Below are 17,142 nucleotides of genomic sequence, written 5' to 3'. Positions count from 1 at the left end.
ATTTAATTTTATTTTTATATATTATATGAAAATGGATTTTCCACTTTTGTAAAAAATTCATTATATATTTCACTTTTAATCCGTGAAAAATCATAACTTCCTCTATCTCTAGGTCTTGAAAGTTCTACTTTTACCACCCTTTTTATTCTTCCAGGCCTGCTGGATAAAACAATCACCCTATCACCTAAATAAATCGCCTCGTCTATATCATGGGTTACAAGAATCATTGTAGTATTTTGTTTTTTCCATATTTTCAATATTTCCTGCTGCATATTAATACGGGTCATAGCATCTAATGCTCCAAAAGGTTCATCAAGAAGAAGCAGTTTAGGTTTATTTACAAGTGCTCTTGCAATACTTATTCTCTGTTTCATTCCTCCAGACAGCTGCTCGGGATATGATTTTGCAAAGCCGTCCAGTTCGACCAGTTCAAGCTGTTCATTTACTAATTCTGCTTTTTTCCTCTTAGATAATTTTTTGCTTATTCCAAACTCTATATTTTTTTCTACTGTAAGCCATGGAAAAAGTCTTGACTCTTGAAATACCATACCTCTATCTATACCTGGACCTTTTACAGGCTTATCGTAAGAATAAATATTGCCCCTATAATTTGTATCTAATCCCACTATAGTTCTAAGCAAGGTACTTTTTCCACACCCACTTGCCCCTACAATGCTTAAAAATTCTCCTTGTCTAACTGACAGGTTAATATCATCCAATACATTGAGGTAACCATTATCAACTTTAAAATCTTTATTCAAATTTTCTATTTTAATAGCCTCATAACTTTCATCAGCACTCATGTAATATTTACTCCTCTCTAACTTTGATTATTTGTATCCCATTTTATAATTACAAACTGAAATTTTTTTATTAAATAATCTATCAAAAATCCAACTACGCCTATAGAAAAAACTCCAACCAACATAACATCCGGCTGAGATAATTCCCTAGCATAGGATATTGAATATCCTATGCCAGACGTGGCAGCAATTATTTCCGCTGTTATAACACTCATCCATGCACTTCCGATTCCAATTCTCAATCCTGTAAAAATAGATGGAAGTGCCGAAGGAAAAACTATTTTTGTCAGTACCTGAAATTTATTTTTTTCTAATATCTCAGAGACTTCTAAATATTTTTTATCTGCTCCTTTTATACCATGAATAGTATTTATAAGTATGGGCCAAAAACTTCCAATTGCTATTACAGTTATTTTAGAAGCCTCATCTATACCCATCCACAATATAAGTACAGGAACCCAAGCTACAATAGGAATTGGTCTCAAAAGACCTATAAGCAAATCAACAGCTTTTTCGGCTATTTTAAACAGTCCAATCAATGTTCCACATACTACACCCAGAGAAGCTCCTATAAGATATCCTTTTATAACCCTTAATATACTTATAAATAGATTTCTAGCTAAATCACCACTTTTCACCATGTCTAAAAAAGCCAAAAATATGGTATGAGGAGATGGAAGAACTGACTGCTTAACAAGTCCCTTATTACTTAGTAATTGCCATAATATAATCACTATTACAGGGAGTATTAATGCAATAAGTATATTTCCAATAAATTTAATTTTTTTATTTAATTCTGATTTTACATTCATTATTATTCACCCCGTCATAATATATAAAGAAATTTGCTAATATAAAAAATATTCAAACTATTTTTTTTGCACAATATCATAAATTTGACTTATACATATTGTAAATTTAAAAAGCTGTTTTTCAAATAAGAAAAACAGCTTAAATCCAAGTTAAAAGTCTTAACTTAACTATCCTTCTTATCTCTCAGAATAATTATATTCTGCAGGAATTGACACCGATACATAATAAATGCCGGTTGTCGGGCTTCATAGGGCCAGTCCCTCTACCTCTCATGATAAGATAATACTTTATCAGTATTAATATGAAATTTTATTATTTATAAAAAATAAAACCTCTATCCTCTAATTACAGAGGCAGAAATTTTCCGCGGTTCCACTCTGTTTACTGCAAATAATTACCTCCATCGCAGCAACTTTTGAATTAATTACTCAAGAATGCACTTCAGTTAATTCATTCCAAGATCTCTCACAGCTCAATAAAGATCTCTCTCTTAGGACTTTTTTAACTTACTCTTTCTATCATAGTAAATATACTTTTATAATTTCTTAATTTCATGTATCATTATATCAGACAAAAAAACATATTTCAAATACTTAAAAGGTATTGAATTAATACAAATAAGATATAAATAGCAGATAGAGGTGAACATTTCTATGGATATTAGACAACTTAGATACTTTTTAGCTATAGTAGAAAATGGCAGCATAACTAAAGCTGCAGAACAGCTTCATATCGCACAACCGCCACTTAGCCAACAACTAAAATTACTTGAAGATGAACTTGGATTAAAACTAATAGAAAGAAATACAAGAAAAATACAAATAACTGATGCAGGCAGAATACTTCAATATCGCTCCAAACAAATTTTAGATCTGGTCAAAAATACAAAAGAAGAATTAAATAATTTAAAAGAGGGATTTAAAGGCTTACTTTCTTTGGGAACTGTGCCATCTTCTGGCACTACAATCTTATTAAAAAAACTCAATCACTTTCATGATAAATATCCACATATAAATTTTAAAATACGAGAGAGCAATACTTCTCAAATTTTAAAACTGCTTGATATAGGCACTATAGAAATAGGCTTGGTATTTACTCCTTTTGATTCTGAAAAATTCGAATCATTATTACTATCAAGTGAATCAATGGTAGCAGCAGTAAATCAGGATGTATTTTTTACAAATTTCAAAGATAAGATTAGTTTGAATGATTTAATAAACAAGCCCTTAATAGTTGATCATAAGTTTAAAGATATGTTAATTTCCTCGTGCCAGCAAATTGGATTTGAACCAAGAATACTTTGCGAAAGTGAAGATGCACGTGCAGTGCTCCTTTGGGCTAATACTGGAATTGGTATAGGAATAGTTCCAGAATCCGCCTCAGAACTCATCCCTGGTCTAAATTTAAAATACATTGATATAAATGAACTTTCTCTAAAAGCACGTCCTGCTGTAGTATGGATTAGAAATAGATATTTATCTGACGTAGCTAAAGATTTTCTAAAAACTTTTAAAGGAAATTGACCTATGAAGAAGGTATCTTACTAAATTGAACATTTCAAATAATTTTCCCAAATAAAAAAGCATTAGAATTTGACCTTTTAATTAAACATTCTAATGCTGAATTATTTTTCTATAAACATTCTATAAATTTTTTATATTGTCAGGTTTTGGTGCGGATAACAGGACTTGAACCTGCATGAAGTTGCCCTCACTAGGACCTGAACCTAGCGCGTCTGCCAATTCCGCCATATCCGCACAAAGTACTTAGTTATTATAACATATTTTTTAAATTAAGTTAATATATAAAACATATAAATTCCATACTAATAAACAATAATATTTTTATCTAGTTTGCTGCAGCAGAGTTTGAATATAAGTTAAAAACTACATTTCCCCCAGAAGTATATCCTTGTATATATATAGGATATTTAAAATCATTTCTAAATTTGTAATCTATATTTCCATAATCTACAGTAGCATCCATTCCTTCATCTACATAGTGTACAGGAAGTGTATGGTGAACTCTTTCTACAGATGTAAGTCCTGCATTATTAACCGCATTGTAAAGTGTCGTAGATACCTGACATATTCCCCCGCCTAATCCTGTTTCCAGTTTATCTCCAATAATAACAGGGGCAGCCTGGTATCCTTTGGCTGCAGTTCTTTGTCCAACAACTCCGTTAAAACTAAAGGTACCTCCTGGCATTACCACATATCCATTTATACTCCCGGTAGCAAGTTGTATGTTATTTGCCCTTTCTGCTGAGGATATGCTTCCGTAGTTTGTACTAAAACTGGATATTAATGTATCTACAGTTTTTAGTTCATCTTCTTTTATTGAGGCTTCAACTGATTGTAATTCTGCCTTTATGCTTACATCCTCATGTATATTACCATTTATTTTAGACGATAATTCTTTCTCCAGGGCTTTCCTGTTCAATTTAACTCCATTCTGCTGAGGAGTTATTTGAAAACCAAAGTTTGCCATTTTTAAAGATGCATTTATAGGATCTAAATTGACATCCTTTTCCATGCCATCTACAAATGCCTCTAAAGGTTTTTTGTCATAAGTAAATTTCAATGTATATTTTACAGCTTCGGGGGCATTTAAAAGTTTATACTTTTTTAATATGTTACTGTCCTTCCCATATGAATAAGCCTGATTTACCACTTCATCTACATTATATTTGGCACCGAGATTTGAATAAGGCAGCTCATATTTTTTATCTCCAGCTGTTACAATAATTTTCTTATTCTGTATCTCATCTGAATAGGCAGTTTTTATTATATTTTTAGCCTCTGATTTGGTTTTTCCAGAAAGATCTATATTGTTTATAGAAACTTTAGGATAGACTAAGTTATCCCAGTATTTTATATCATTATAATGATATACTATAAATCCGCAACTTATGCTTATAAAAATAGCTAAAGCACATATAATTGCCACTGATAACCTTTTTTTCAACAACTTTCTTGACTCCTTCGACCGATCCTTTCTACTCATTTTGACCACCTCTTTATTTCTACATAGTTATTATACTATACAGTTATAACTTTTTGTATGTAAAATCTGATAATTTAATTTTATATTATTTTCTAAAAACAGACATAATTTTATGCTATTATAAAACTATAGCAATTTAATTAAAAAATAGTTCAAATACTTAAAAGACGGAGGTAATAGAGTCATGAAAGCTGAGATATTATGTGTAGGTACCGAAATCTTATTAGGAGATATAGTAAATACCAATGCCCAATTTATTTCTAAAGAATTGGCCAATTTAGGTATAGAAGTATACCACCAATCTGTAGTAGGAGATAATCCTAAAAGACTTTTAGACGAACTTGAAACTGGCTTTAAAAGATCTGATATTATAATTACTACAGGCGGTCTTGGACCTACCCAGGATGATTTAACCAAAGAAACCAGTGCTAAGTTCTTTAACAGAGAACTTTTATTAGATGAAAAAGCATTAAATGACTTAAGAGAACATTTTAATAGAATGGGAAAATCCTACTCTGAAGGCAATAATATAAAGCAGGCCTACTTTCCCAAAGATTCCACAATATTTCCTAACCCCCATGGTACAGCCCCAGGATGCGCTATTGAAGACAAGGGTAAAATTTTAATAGTTCTTCCAGGTCCGCCCCGGGAAACAAAACCTATGTTTCAGGATTATGTAATACCTCTATTAAAAAAATATAGCAAAGGAACAATAAAATCTAAGATACTTAGAATTTATGGGATGGGAGAGAGTGTTATGGCAGAAAGGGTATCAGAATTTATAGAAAAAAGTGTAAATCCCACCGTAGCACCTTATGCCAAGGAAGAGGATATAATACTTAGAATTACTGCAAGGGCAAACACGGAAAGTGAGGCCTTAAATCTTATAAAACCTGTAGAAATTGAGCTTAAGAAAAGTCTTGGAATAAATATATACGGGGAAGATAATGTAACAATGGAAGAAGTACTTGGCAGACTGCTCATAGATAAAGGATATACTCTCTCATCTGCAGAATCCTGTACCGGAGGATTAATAGCTGCAAAACTTATAAATTATCCAGGTATATCTGCTGTATTTAAAGAAGGTGTTGTGGCCTACCACAATGAAGCTAAAATTAATAGGTTAGGGGTGAAGAAAGACACTTTAGATAAATATGGGGCCGTAAGCCCTGAAGTTGCAAAAGAAATGGCTCTAGGTATAGCTAAAACAGCTAATACGGACATAGGTATATCTACTACAGGAATTGCTGGCCCTGAAGGTGGTACTCCTGAAAAACCTGTAGGACTTGTATACATGGGTCTTTATAATAGAGGTAAAGTTAAAGTAAAAAAACTTCAGTATGCTGGAAACAGAGATATAATAAGGAGAAGAACCACCATGAATGCTCTAGACTGGATAAGGCGAGAAATATTATGATACATTTTAAAGACTAAGGTTAAGTTTTAGGTATCTGAAAATAAATAACAGGTGTGAGCCGGTTATTTATTTTCAGATACTTTCTCATATTTTTCAGGGTAATTAAAATACTGACAATAAGGAGCTAGGGGACACTTTTGGCAATCTGGCTTTCTGGATTTACATATACTTCTGCCATGCCATATCAAATAATGGTGGGCATCACTCCACATACACCTTGGTACATTTTTCATCAGTTCTGCTTCTACCTTCTCTGGCGTACTTCCTACTGCAATGCCAAGTCTGTTAGACACCCTAAAAACATGGGTATCTACTGCAATAGCTGGTACTCCAAAAGCATTCGATAAAACTACATTTGCAGTCTTTCTTCCCACTCCCGGTAATTTAATTAATTCTTCCATAGTTTCTGGAACTCGGCCTTGACAATTTTCTATAATTGCTTTACTGGTCTCTAGAATGTGTTTGCTTTTGCTCCTAAAAAAACCACAGCTTTTTATTTTTTCTCCCAATTCTTCTTCTGTTAAAGAAATCATTTTCCCGGGAGTATTATAATCTTTATAAAGTTCATTGGTAACTTTGTTCACTCTAACATCCGTACACTGGGCTGATAATATAGTTGATATCAATAGTTCATACGGAGAATTAAAATTTAACGCACATTTTGCATCAGCATATGTTTCACTTAGTATTTTTAATATAGAATCTATGTTCTCTTTATTCAAATTTTATCACCTTCATCAAAATTATAAACACCTCTGTACTCCTCAGGCAGCAGTTCAGATATTTTAAACATTAAAAAATCCGCTGCCCTATCTTCATAATCATGTTTATTTTCGTCCTTACCTTTAAGTGGAATATCTATTTGTTTCCCTATGTTTACATTGACTTCAGCCCTATGAAAATTTTCTAATGCCATATCCTTATTACTTATGGGTAAAAGCTTTTCAGTACCATAAATACCAATTGGCACAATTACAGCTTTACTTAATTTTTGTATTAAAACCACACCTTTTCTGGCCTTTGCCATGGTTCCTGTTCTGCTTCTTGTTCCCTCTGGAAAAATAAGCATATTGTCTCCCCCTTTTAAAGTTCTTACAATTTTGGATATAGCTTCTTTATCTGCACTATTAGGTTTTATAGTTATAGTTTTAGTTATACTCATACCAAGCTGTGTTAAGGGATTTTCATTAAGTTTGGATCCTGCTACAAAAGTTAAATTTTCTGACTTAAGTACACTGCTTAACACAAGTGCATCTGAATTACTAAGGTGGTTGCAAATAAACATTACAGGTCTTTTGGCCTTATTTAAATTCTCTATGCCCTTTACCTTTATATCCGCATACTTTTTTAAATACCCAAACAATATCTTCTCTGAAATATAAGTTACTCCTCTTTTAGGAAGACATCCTATTAATCTAGCTACCCATGGAGAAATCATAAATAAAGTCACCTTTCCTCTCACATAATGATATGCTTTTAAAATATATCTGCATACCAAGTAGTTATTTCTTTGATGATGCTCTAATATAAATTATAATTTTAAAATCTGGAAAAGTCTATTATAATAATTTTAAAACAAACTAAGAAAAGACAATAATGCTATTGCCTTTCCTCCACATATGCACTGGTAATTACAAAAGTTATATTACCATTTCATTGTATATTTTTCTTCTTTTTCCTGAATAATCTTTTATTTCTATAACGGGGGCGATGGGCTTATATATAGTTCTTGCAGGTATTCCCACTGCTGTACAATTTGACGGTACATCTTTTAATACCACTGAATTTGCACCTATTTTAACATTATCTCCTATTACTATGGGTCCCAGTAATTTTGCGCCACTGCCTATAAATACATTATTTCCAACAGTAGGGTGTCTTTTACCTGTATCTTTGCCGGTACCGCCTAAAGTCACTCCGTGATATAGTGTAACATTATCCCCTACTTCTGCAGTTTCGCCTATTACAACTCCCATTCCATGATCTATAAATAATCCTTTGCCTATTTGGGCTCCTGGATGTATCTCTATACCAGTTAAAGCTCTGGAAACCTGTGATATAAAACGGGCAATAAAAAAACATTTTCTCTTATAAAAAAAGTGGGCTATTCTATAATGTATTACTGCATGTATAAAAGAATACAGTAAAAATACTTCCAACGGATTTCTAGCAGCAGGATCATTTTTCATAGCATTTTTAACATCATAGGCTAGTAATTTAAATGGATTCTTCATTGCTATCTCCCCTCTTAAGTTTTTAGATCAAAATCTTTCCTCACATGTTGCAATTAATCATATAGTCCCATAGATAAATATTTTTCTCCACCATCTGGCGCTACTGTTACTACTTTCTTACCATCTCCAAGTTCTTCAGCAATTTGTATTGCTGCAGCTATATTAGCACCGGAAGATATTCCAACTAGTATACCTTCTTCCTTTCCCATAAGCCTAGCATATTTAAAAGCTACATCATCTGTTATAGTAATTATTTTATCTACCAATTCTGGTTTATATATGTCTGGCACGAATCCTGCACCAATACCCTGTATTTTGTGCGGTCCTGTTTGGCCTCCAGACAAAACTGGTGAGGCTTGAGGTTCTACTGCAATAATTTTTACATTCTTATCATGTCCTTTTAAATTTTCTCCTACACCTGTTAGTGTTCCGCCAGTACCAACTCCAGCTACAAATGCATCTATATTGCCCAAATCTTTTAATATTTCTTCTGCTGTAGTTTCAAAATGTTTTTTAGGATTGGCTTTATTTATAAATTGCTGTGGTATAAAATATCCTCTTTTATTTTTGGCAATTTCATAGGCCTTTTCTATAGCCCCTTTCATTCCTTTAGTACCATCTGTTAAAATTAATTCTGCACCATAAGCCTTTATCATATTCCTTCTCTCTACACTCATGGTCTCCGGCATAACAATTATAACTCTATACCCTTTCAATCTTCCTATCATGGCAAGGGCTATTCCTGTATTGCCGCTGGTAGGTTCAACTATAGTACCACCCTTTTCTATAAGAGCATCCTTTTCTGCTGCCTCAATCATCCCAAGGGCAGCTCTATCTTTAATACTTCCCCCTGGATTATATTTTTCAAGCTTAACATATATTTCAGCTGAATTTTCATTCTTAAAGTTATCCAATTTAAATAAAGGTGTAGCTCCTATCATGTCTATGGCATTATTAAATATCATTTTTTATTCCTCCCAATAATTCTTAATAATAATTTAATATTTTACTGAAGTAGTTTAAATTTTAACATCAAAAAAAACTCCATCTCTATACTTATAGAGACGAAGTTATACTCCGTGGTTCCACTCTTTTTAGATCTCCTATGACCTCACTCATCAAACACAGCACTATGTTCTATCACTATAACGGGTGAACCCGATACAACCTACTATCAGTTCGGCCAATAACTCCAAAGAGCACTTCATTTAAACTCCACTTAGAAACTTTTCAGCCATATAAGTTTCCTCTCTGTAAAACTTCATTTAAACTACTTTTCTTTTTCAAAGCATTTCTGACTATTTCACTATGATTTATATATTTATATTATACAACTACTTAAATTTTTGTCAATATTTTTTTCTGTTTTTATATTTTATTGCAAATATAAAAAATTATTTTATAATATACTTTAATTTTAGACCTATAAAATACAATAATTTATTAATTTAGCATTTACACACAAAAATATGACTGCTGACTAAATCACCTTTTCCCATATCCAGATAATACAGAATTAAGTTCTCCCCCCAAAATGGTTATAACAGATAAAATAAAAAGCCAGGTCATAAGTACTATTGCCACTCCTATACTTCCGTAAATTACAGAATAGTTAGCAAAATTGTTTACATAAAATGCAAAGCCTATGGATACTATTACAATACCAATAGTAGAAAAAAATGCTCCAGGTATTACTTCTTTCCACCTGAGTTTCAAACTAGGGGTATAACGATATACTGCAGCAAAGATAAATATAGTTGAAAAAAGTATTATTAAATACCTGAATATATTCCATATAAAATTAAATTCTTTAAAAAGACCTAAATTCAAAGCTAAAAAACTTCCAATAATCTGTCCGAATACTAAGAGCAATATGGTAATTACTATTATAACAGTTATTCCCAGGGTACATAATATGGATATGACATAGATTTTAAACACAGATCTATTCTCTTTTTTATTATATGCTTTATTAAGACCTTTTATAACTGAATGAAATCCTCCTGAAGAGGACCATATGGTAAATATCAAGCTAATACACAGCAATTTGGTATCCTTGGTATTAGTTATTCTTATCACCGTGCTTTTTATTAACTCAAGTACATTTGCAGGGAATATATAACTTAGACTAGCCAGCATATCGTTACTGGTTATATCGCTATATCCTATAACACTTATAATAAATATTAAAAAAGGAAAAAAGGAAAATATCAAACTATAGGCCAATTGGGAAGCTAGTGCCAGCACATCGTCTTCTATAAACCTAAAAACAAGGGTTCTGAATCTGTTAAATGCTTTTTTTTCCACACACATACCTCCCTTTACATTTCTTAATTACATTTATATTATATTATATTATCATCATATTATTATAGTTTTTTATTTCAGTATGTTAAATTATAAATAAATGTCCCTAAATATGTTGAATATATTTTTTAAAACAATTAAACTTAACTATGGAAGTATTTTATAAAAAGAAAGGAGGATAAAAGTGAAAAAGTTCATCAAGAATCTTGTAATATTCTGTATAGTTTACATACTTGCCCAAAGTTTTCATTATAAAATTGCATTGGCATCAAATAATGGGGACAATCCTTCCACAGTTTCTTATACCACAACTGAAGAAGTTAGTCCTAATCAAAGTGAAAACTCTGATTCTTTATCAGAAGATAGTAATGTAGATACACAAAGCTCCAATGATACTACCGGAAAAGAACAAATTCAATCACAGAATACTGTATCTGAAACCAGTACATATTATAATGAAAGTTCATCATCTAGCAGTACTGAAGATATTGCCCAAAAAAATACTGCAGAAAAAACCACTGCAGCTGGTGATGAAGATACAACGTATAACACACTAACTAAATATAATGTGTCTTTGAATAAAGAATGGAAAATAACGTTTAACCAACCAGTAGACATTGATTCTTTAAAGGATAACATAAAATTAGTTGACAAAAACAATACAGAAATACCTATAACCCTGTCTTCAGAGGATAATGGAACTTCAGTTATCATAACACCTGAAAAGGCTTATAGTGCTGAAACAGAATATACCTTGACTGTGGGAAAAGATATTGTATCTAGGTACAACAAAAAACTTAAAAATCCCACTATAGTGGAATTCAAAACATCACCTTCCATAGTATCCATTGATGATATAAATGTAACTATCAATCAAGAAGATGAATACAGCTTACCTACAGAGGTAACCGCTAAAATGTCAAATGATTCAACTACTTCTGTAGGCGTGTCCTGGGATAAATCCGTAGATAGGACAAGTATACCAGGTAATTATACTTACACAGGTACAGTAGATGGTTATAATAAAGCAGTAACACTAAACTTAACTATAAACCCTTTTGAACCTGTAGAATCTATTTCAAATGAATATAGAACTCAATCTTCAATTGGGACAAACCTTTATAATTACCTTATGAACTACGACAATAGGCAATCTGTTTTAAACAAAGCCATTGAACTCCACAACGGAGATACCAGCAACAACTGTGTATATTTTGCCAGTGAAGCACTGCGCAGGGCCGGATTAACTGACCTTCCAAATTATGTGGCAAATACTGTTACACTTACATCCCAGCTGCAGAGCAGGGGATGGCAGACCTCTACAGATCTGTCCATGCTTTTACCAGGAGATATATGTTTTACCACTTCCTATGGATATGGTCCAACTCATACTTATACATTTATGAAATGGGTTGATCCCAACAGCCATGACTATGGTTATATTTGTGACAATCAAGGCTATGATTATGGATATAACGACTATCATAAGAGAAATATAAATATTGCTACATCAGAAAAAGATGCTATATCTTACTTTATGTATCTGCCTACTTAAAAAAATAAAAAGAACCTGAATATACAGGTTCTTAGAGTGTGGATCTTGTCCACACTCTGCTATTTTAATATATAATAACAAGTAGTAATGAAAATCTGTAGACGTTCTCATTTGAATTCAGTGTAGATAAATTTTTTCATTTATTAGCTATGCGGCAAATCCTTCGTATACAAAGATACATCATCCCCATCCTCTTTAAGGTAATCCCAAATTTGCCATATTCCTTCTTTAGTATAGGAACTCACATGAAAGATTGTTCCACAGCCCGCAAGCTTCAGCCATTCTTCTGAGCGTTTAGGATTAGCATTAGGCCGATCTATTTGTGTCACTATGCCTACAACTTCTCTATTTACACAAGGGGCAATATTAGGACGATATAATGAGTAAGGTTCTATAGAGCTAATCAATAGACCTACTACATCTGCCTCATAGGCGTATAAAGCAAGGGCACCTCCTAAAGATCTGCATTCTGCATATTCCCCAGGGGTATCAATAACTACATCAAAGTTATTAATATATTGAGTTTTATGGTAAATTATATCTTGGCCTCTTAAGACCTGTGTCAAAGTAGTTTTTCCACATCCACTTCTACCAAATAAGATTATTTTCTTCATATATTATCACCTACGTTCTTGTCATTTCACATACCGTAAAAAGAAGCTTGTCCCTGCAATAATCTACAACTGACCTCACAGCAGCTTCAACTTCTGAAACCCCTCCTGTTATAATAAGCGTTCCGCTAAATCTATCTACAAATCCGATATCTACACTAGCAGTTTTAGAAGCAATATCTCCTGAAATGATTGTAGCTTCACTTGGGCTCATGCATACAATTCCAATAGCTGCTTTTCCATAATCAATAGTAGGATTTAATCCTAACTTTTTATATATAATATCATCCGGGCTGGCGATTACATGTGCAATTGTAATTTGCTTACCTGGAACAATTTCTTGAATAATTCTCATCTTACCTTCCTGCTGCGTTAGCATATTTTGTAAATCCATGTCATAATCTCCTTTTCGACTTTTTCGATATTAATTTAAGTTAATAATACGCCACTAATGTATATTTGTCAACTATTCAGAAGAAGTTATACCAAGATAAACAGGTGAAAATTTATAGCTATATAAGTAAAATTAGGTTTTACTGTATTTCCATATATTTGAATTTATTTACAGAATTTCTTAAACAGGCATATAAAATTTTATATAACGGTATTTTTATAATAATATTTCAGAAATCATATTCTTAAAGTTCAAAAATACAAATTTTGTATTATACACTAAGAGAACCTGGATGTCCAGGTTCTCTTTACTATATTTTTAAGAGGAGTAACTTTACGTTACTTTAGTATATAGCAATAACTTGTTAATGCTTATTTAAAATATCTATTTAACAATCCCTGGAATGCACTTCCGTGTCTTGCTTCATCCTTACACATTTCATGTACTGTATCATGAATTGCATCATAGTTTAATTTCTTAGCAAGAGTTGCCAAATCCTTTTTACCCTTACAGGCACCTTCTTCTGCATCTACTCTTGCCTGTAAATTTTTCTTTGTATCTGCCACTACCACTTCTCCTAATAATTCAGCAAACTTAGCTGCATGTTCTGCTTCTTCAAAAGCTATTCTCTTATATGCCTCTGCGACTTCAGGATATCCTTCCCTATCTGCCTGGCGGCTCATAGCTAAATACATTCCAACTTCTGAACATTCTCCTGTAAAGTTAGCCCTTAATTCTTCCACTACTTTTGGATCTATGTCTTTAGCAATACCTATTACGTGCTCATCCGCCCAGCTGATTGCTCCTCCTTCTTTCTTTTCTATAAATTTATCTGCAGGTGCACCACATACAGGACACTTTTCTGGTGGTGTATCTCCCTCATGAATATATCCACAAACTGAACAAACAAATTTTTTCATTATAAATTCCTCCCCATATATATTTATTTATATTATACAATTATTTTTATAAGTTTGTTTTAACAATTATTATTATATAATATAAATTATCATATTGCAAGAGGTTTTTAAAATTTTTTTATTTATTTTAATATTTCTTTTTCTAATCTATTATAGTCAGGCACATAGCTTTTTAGTACTTTCATTTTTCCCTGCAGTATATACCTTCCAAGAAAGGCTGGAATAAGAAGGCTATCACCTTTAAATACGTAAACCAAGCCACCTTCGTACATTATTTGTCCCTGTCCCTCAACACATGTAAATATATAAAATCTTCCCCTGTCGCTTTCTTCTACTACTTTACCATGGATATCATATAACTCTAAAGAAAATTCTTTAGAAGAACATAAATATGTTTTTTCATAACCTTCCTTCTTTAATGCAACACCTTTGATTTTTTCCCCTTTTAGCTGTAAATCTATCACATCTAAAGCCTTTTTAATATGAAGCTCTCTTTCCCTGCCATAATCATAAACTCTATAAGTTATATCACTATTTTGCTGAATTTCAGCTATTATAACACCTCCAACTATGGCATGAACAAGTCCACTTTTTATGAAATACACATCACCTTTCCTTGCTGGTACCTTATTTAAATACTTTTCTAGATTGCCCTGTTTAATGGCATTTTCGAATTGACTTACATTAAGCTGGTCTTTAGTACCTACTATTAAACTAGCTCCCTGAAATGCCTCTATAACATACCAAACTTCTGATTTTCCCCAGTCCTTCTCCACATTCTTTGCATATATATTATCAGGGTGCACTTGTATGGAAAGTTTATCTCTGGCATTAATGAGTTTTACAAGAAGGGGAAATTTTTCTGTTCTAATTTCCCTGCCCAAAAGCTTTTCCCCTTCCCTTGCAATAAGTTCATCAAATTTAACACCCTTTAGTTTTCCATTTTCTACTATTCCTGTGCCATTTTTGTGACATGCTATATCCCAACTTTCCCCTATTTTTCCCTCCGGCAGATTACTTCTAAAAAGCTCCAGATCCCTTCCTCCCCAAATTTTACTGTGATATAAGTTTTCAAACTTAATTGGATATAACATAATTCATCTCCTTATATTTAAAATTTAATGACTATGTTATATACTTATAAAAAAAAACCATTATTATTATTACATAATAGAAAAATAAGTAATTAATATACCAAAAAATAAAAATATCTTCTGACAACTCACTTGCCAGAAGTTACATTCTACTGAAATCTTCTCACCAATAATTTCAACCTATTTACAATTAATTTTTAATATATTCCTTTATTTCTTCAAAACCAATTTTACTTAAACTGCTGACTTTAAATATAGCTTCAGCGCCTGCCATACTTAGCATTTCCTCTACCATTTTAAGATTATTCATATCCTCACAAAGATCCATTTTAGTTATTATACCTATGACAGGTTTAGCAAATATGCCAGCAAAGCTTGGAGGAAATACATTGTCCATACTTGTACAATCCTGACAAATAGCCATAATGTCACAATCGGCTGAAATAATTGTAAGAGATCCATACCACTTATTTTCTATATACTGCCCTGGTGTATCTATAAATGTACCATTTATAATATCTGTAGTCTGAGTACTTCTATAATTTATTTCTTCAATACTTACATCTTGTCCACTTATAGCCTTACACAAAGTAGTTTTTCCCGAGCCTGTTTTACCTATTACCATTACAATTTTCATCATAACTCCCCTATTGGCCATACTTGATACAGTACCCAAAACCTTATTTAATAAATTTAATACTTCACTAAAAAGCTTTACACTGGAAACATCCCCTAATATATCTCTTATGTTTAAATTTTATGCTTGAAATAAATATTTGTCAATACCATGGTTTTGATAAAAGCACCCTAAACCTTATTTCATATAACTTGTAACTATATGCTTAATAAACACATATAATTTAATTAACAGTAAAAAATAGGAGTTGTATATATGTACGATTATAATTACTTCAGATCTGAAGATGCTAAATATGAAGAAGCTAATTATGATGATATTAATTATGATAATATGCCAGAAGATATGGAGCCTTTCAATGAGTTTTATTGCCCTTATCTTCAATTTTATGCAGTCCACCCACCTATGTTTATGAACAGACAACAGCACCAGCTTCCACCAGGACCACCGCCATCTCATACTCCTAAAAAGGCTCCTGGCGGACCTGGAGTACATGGCGTTCAGCCTCAAATGGTTAGTCCTACTTCACTAAGACCATGTTTATTTAAATATACTTACATCTGGCCAAAGAGAGGTAATGGCTTCTGGGCATGGCTGACCTACGTAGAAAGAAGAACTGTTTCCGGCTATAGGTGGTACAGAAATAGATGGGCTTATTTTGGCATGGATACAAGACAAATAGACAGCTTTATGTGTTAATAATAGTACAGGGACACTTTTGTCCCTGTTAATTTTAGGATTGAAATTTCAAGTTCCCTTTAGACATTTTTCAGACCTTAAATCCCTATATAAATCCGCAAGACTCACATGCTCTACACTTTGAGAATTATATCCTCCGATTTTAAATGCAAATTGTATAGAAAATCCCAGACTTAAAGCAATTATAAGAGTACCTATACCTACCGGACCTCCTAGAAAATATCCTATAATAAGTACAGTTCCCTCTATAAATGTCCTTATAATCCACACAGGTTTATTTATCTTTTTTACCAATCCTTCCATCAAACTATCTCTAGGACCTGCTCCCAAATTAACCCTCAAATAAAAATATGTTGCCCATCCTATTACTAGAACTCCTGAAACTAGCATAAGTATTTTTAGCAAGAATACATTTGGTGTCCTTATAATGTTAAGTTTTTCAATTATATCGATAAACAGTCCTATAAATATCATATTGAATATACTGGCTAGCCCTAAAGGCACATCTATAAAGTAGCACATTATAAGTATTGCAACTCCCACTAACTGAGATACCTGACCTAAAGTCAAAATACCTGACGTATGGACATATATATGGTTATAACAAGTTAATCTTCTAAAAATTTCAATAAATACTTTCATGGAGTGCTGC

18 protein-coding genes, 1 tRNA gene, 1 riboswitch and 1 other annotated feature are annotated in these 17,142 nt (G+C 32.4%); of the genes, 4 read left to right on the top strand and 15 right to left on the bottom strand.

Annotated elements, in window-relative coordinates:
• Nucleotides 1-14: 14 nt before the first annotated feature.
• On the bottom strand, nucleotides 15-803 hold the full coding sequence (locus ACJDU8_RS02600) for an ABC transporter ATP-binding protein (protein WP_406790593.1): 789 nt from the start codon (nucleotides 801-803) through the stop codon (nucleotides 15-17).
• Between the two features lie 17 nt (nucleotides 804-820).
• Nucleotides 821-1,615: an ABC transporter permease gene (locus tag ACJDU8_RS02595; protein WP_406790592.1), complete on the bottom strand. Its 795-nt coding sequence runs from the start codon at nucleotides 1,613-1,615 to the stop codon at nucleotides 821-823.
• 174 nt (nucleotides 1,616-1,789) lie between these two features.
• Nucleotides 1,790-1,897, bottom strand: a riboswitch (SAM riboswitch).
• A gap of 372 nt (nucleotides 1,898-2,269) precedes the next feature.
• Here ACJDU8_RS02595 and ACJDU8_RS02590 point away from each other — a divergent pair.
• On the top strand, nucleotides 2,270-3,139 hold the full coding sequence (locus tag ACJDU8_RS02590; RefSeq protein ID WP_406790591.1) for a LysR family transcriptional regulator: 870 nt from the start codon (nucleotides 2,270-2,272) through the stop codon (nucleotides 3,137-3,139).
• Between the two features lie 147 nt (nucleotides 3,140-3,286).
• Here ACJDU8_RS02590 and ACJDU8_RS02585 read toward each other — a convergent pair.
• Together ACJDU8_RS02585 and ACJDU8_RS02580 are read right to left on the bottom strand one after the other, a co-directional pair.
• Nucleotides 3,287-3,373 (bottom strand) — tRNA-Leu (locus tag ACJDU8_RS02585).
• Nucleotides 3,374-3,464: 91 nt separating this feature from the next.
• Nucleotides 3,465-4,622 (bottom strand): VanW family protein, encoded by a 1,158-nt coding sequence (locus tag ACJDU8_RS02580; protein WP_406790590.1) that lies wholly within the window; start codon nucleotides 4,620-4,622, stop codon nucleotides 3,465-3,467.
• 184 nt (nucleotides 4,623-4,806) lie between these two features.
• Here ACJDU8_RS02580 and ACJDU8_RS02575 point away from each other — a divergent pair, with 184 nt between their 5' ends.
• Nucleotides 4,807-6,039: a competence/damage-inducible protein A gene (locus ACJDU8_RS02575; protein ID WP_406790589.1), complete on the top strand. Its 1,233-nt coding sequence runs from the start codon at nucleotides 4,807-4,809 to the stop codon at nucleotides 6,037-6,039.
• A 62-nt stretch (nucleotides 6,040-6,101) separates the two neighbouring features.
• Here ACJDU8_RS02575 and nth read toward each other — a convergent pair whose 3' ends face one another.
• The 5 genes from nth to ACJDU8_RS02550 form a co-directional block, all read right to left on the bottom strand.
• Nucleotides 6,102-6,761 (bottom strand): endonuclease III, encoded by a 660-nt coding sequence (nth, locus tag ACJDU8_RS02570; RefSeq protein WP_406790588.1) that lies wholly within the window; start codon nucleotides 6,759-6,761, stop codon nucleotides 6,102-6,104.
• On the bottom strand, nucleotides 6,758-7,477 hold the full coding sequence (locus ACJDU8_RS02565) for a lysophospholipid acyltransferase family protein (RefSeq protein WP_406790587.1): 720 nt from the start codon (nucleotides 7,475-7,477) through the stop codon (nucleotides 6,758-6,760). Before ACJDU8_RS02565 ends, nth begins: the two co-directional genes overlap by 4 nt.
• A gap of 202 nt (nucleotides 7,478-7,679) precedes the next feature.
• Nucleotides 7,680-8,273, bottom strand: coding sequence for a serine O-acetyltransferase EpsC (gene epsC / locus ACJDU8_RS02560; protein ID WP_406790586.1), 594 nt, complete (start codon nucleotides 8,271-8,273; stop codon nucleotides 7,680-7,682).
• 53 nt (nucleotides 8,274-8,326) lie between these two features.
• Nucleotides 8,327-9,238 (bottom strand): cysteine synthase A, encoded by a 912-nt coding sequence (gene cysK, locus ACJDU8_RS02555; RefSeq protein ID WP_406790585.1) that lies wholly within the window; start codon nucleotides 9,236-9,238, stop codon nucleotides 8,327-8,329.
• Nucleotides 9,239-9,330: 92 nt separating this feature from the next.
• Nucleotides 9,331-9,569 (bottom strand) — a binding site (T-box leader).
• 189 nt (nucleotides 9,570-9,758) lie between these two features.
• Nucleotides 9,759-10,580, bottom strand: a complete 822-nt coding sequence (locus ACJDU8_RS02550) for a YihY/virulence factor BrkB family protein (protein WP_406790584.1) — start codon at nucleotides 10,578-10,580, stop codon at nucleotides 9,759-9,761.
• Nucleotides 10,581-10,764: 184 nt separating this feature from the next.
• Between ACJDU8_RS02550 and ACJDU8_RS02545 the strand changes: the two genes are divergently transcribed.
• On the top strand, nucleotides 10,765-12,135 hold the full coding sequence (locus ACJDU8_RS02545; protein ID WP_406790583.1) for an Ig-like domain-containing protein: 1,371 nt from the start codon (nucleotides 10,765-10,767) through the stop codon (nucleotides 12,133-12,135).
• Nucleotides 12,136-12,278: 143 nt separating this feature from the next.
• On the opposite strand, the gene ACJDU8_RS02540 is transcribed toward ACJDU8_RS02545, so the two are convergent.
• The 5 genes from ACJDU8_RS02540 to eutP all read right to left on the bottom strand — a co-directional run bounded on the left by ACJDU8_RS02540 (nucleotide 12,279) and on the right by eutP (nucleotide 15,791).
• Complete coding sequence (locus ACJDU8_RS02540) at nucleotides 12,279-12,749, bottom strand: EutP/PduV family microcompartment system protein (protein WP_406790582.1); 471 nt, start codon at nucleotides 12,747-12,749, stop codon at nucleotides 12,279-12,281.
• Between the two features lie 10 nt (nucleotides 12,750-12,759).
• Nucleotides 12,760-13,140 (bottom strand): BMC domain-containing protein, encoded by a 381-nt coding sequence (locus ACJDU8_RS02535; protein ID WP_406790581.1) that lies wholly within the window; start codon nucleotides 13,138-13,140, stop codon nucleotides 12,760-12,762.
• Between the two features lie 371 nt (nucleotides 13,141-13,511).
• Entirely contained in the window at nucleotides 13,512-14,060 is a 549-nt protein-coding gene (locus tag ACJDU8_RS02530; protein WP_406790580.1) for an NADH peroxidase, read from the bottom strand.
• A gap of 122 nt (nucleotides 14,061-14,182) precedes the next feature.
• Nucleotides 14,183-15,154 carry a type I phosphomannose isomerase catalytic subunit gene (locus tag ACJDU8_RS02525; RefSeq protein ID WP_406790579.1) on the bottom strand — a complete coding sequence of 324 codons (972 nt, stop codon included), beginning with the start codon at nucleotides 15,152-15,154 and terminating at the stop codon, nucleotides 14,183-14,185.
• A gap of 190 nt (nucleotides 15,155-15,344) precedes the next feature.
• Complete coding sequence (gene eutP, locus ACJDU8_RS02520) at nucleotides 15,345-15,791, bottom strand: EutP/PduV family microcompartment system protein (protein WP_406790578.1); 447 nt, start codon at nucleotides 15,789-15,791, stop codon at nucleotides 15,345-15,347.
• A gap of 255 nt (nucleotides 15,792-16,046) precedes the next feature.
• Between eutP and ACJDU8_RS02515 the strand changes: the two genes are divergently transcribed.
• Entirely contained in the window at nucleotides 16,047-16,490 is a 444-nt protein-coding gene (locus ACJDU8_RS02515) for a hypothetical protein (RefSeq protein ID WP_406790577.1), read from the top strand.
• A 48-nt stretch (nucleotides 16,491-16,538) separates the two neighbouring features.
• Here the strand turns inward: ACJDU8_RS02515 and ACJDU8_RS02510 are convergent.
• Nucleotides 16,539-17,142: YczE/YyaS/YitT family protein (locus tag ACJDU8_RS02510; RefSeq protein WP_479723065.1), on the bottom strand; the 604-nt coding region annotated here is incomplete at its 5' end.

Source organism: Candidatus Clostridium eludens (assembly GCF_045310515.1).
GTDB classification, from domain to species: Bacteria; Bacillota; Clostridia; order Clostridiales; family Clostridiaceae; genus Clostridium_B; species Clostridium_B eludens.
The sequence above is the reverse complement of the archived record's forward strand: the minus strand, read 5'-3'. Positions and strand labels throughout refer to the sequence as shown.

Coding starts and splice junctions, on each gene's coding strand:
- ACJDU8_RS02600 (WP_406790593.1), bottom strand. CDS start 803: ATGAGTGCTGATGAAAGTTATGAGGCTATTAAAATAGAAAATTTGAAT.
- ACJDU8_RS02595 (WP_406790592.1), bottom strand. CDS start 1,615: ATGAATGTAAAATCAGAATTAAATAAAAAAATTAAATTTATTGGAAAT.
- ACJDU8_RS02590 (WP_406790591.1), top strand. CDS start 2,270: ATGGATATTAGACAACTTAGATACTTTTTAGCTATAGTAGAAAATGGC.
- ACJDU8_RS02580 (WP_406790590.1), bottom strand. CDS start 4,622: ATGAGTAGAAAGGATCGGTCGAAGGAGTCAAGAAAGTTGTTGAAAAAA.
- ACJDU8_RS02575 (WP_406790589.1), top strand. CDS start 4,807: ATGAAAGCTGAGATATTATGTGTAGGTACCGAAATCTTATTAGGAGAT.
- ACJDU8_RS02565 (WP_406790587.1), bottom strand. CDS start 7,477: ATGATTTCTCCATGGGTAGCTAGATTAATAGGATGTCTTCCTAAAAGA.
- epsC (WP_406790586.1), bottom strand. CDS start 8,273: ATGAAGAATCCATTTAAATTACTAGCCTATGATGTTAAAAATGCTATG.
- cysK (WP_406790585.1), bottom strand. CDS start 9,238: ATGATATTTAATAATGCCATAGACATGATAGGAGCTACACCTTTATTT.
- ACJDU8_RS02540 (WP_406790582.1), bottom strand. CDS start 12,749: ATGAAGAAAATAATCTTATTTGGTAGAAGTGGATGTGGAAAAACTACT.
- ACJDU8_RS02535 (WP_406790581.1), bottom strand. CDS start 13,140: ATGGATTTACAAAATATGCTAACGCAGCAGGAAGGTAAGATGAGAATT.
- ACJDU8_RS02530 (WP_406790580.1), bottom strand. CDS start 14,060: ATGAAAAAATTTGTTTGTTCAGTTTGTGGATATATTCATGAGGGAGAT.
- ACJDU8_RS02525 (WP_406790579.1), bottom strand. CDS start 15,154: ATGTTATATCCAATTAAGTTTGAAAACTTATATCACAGTAAAATTTGG.
- eutP (WP_406790578.1), bottom strand. CDS start 15,791: ATGAAAATTGTAATGGTAATAGGTAAAACAGGCTCGGGAAAAACTACT.
- ACJDU8_RS02515 (WP_406790577.1), top strand. CDS start 16,047: ATGTACGATTATAATTACTTCAGATCTGAAGATGCTAAATATGAAGAA.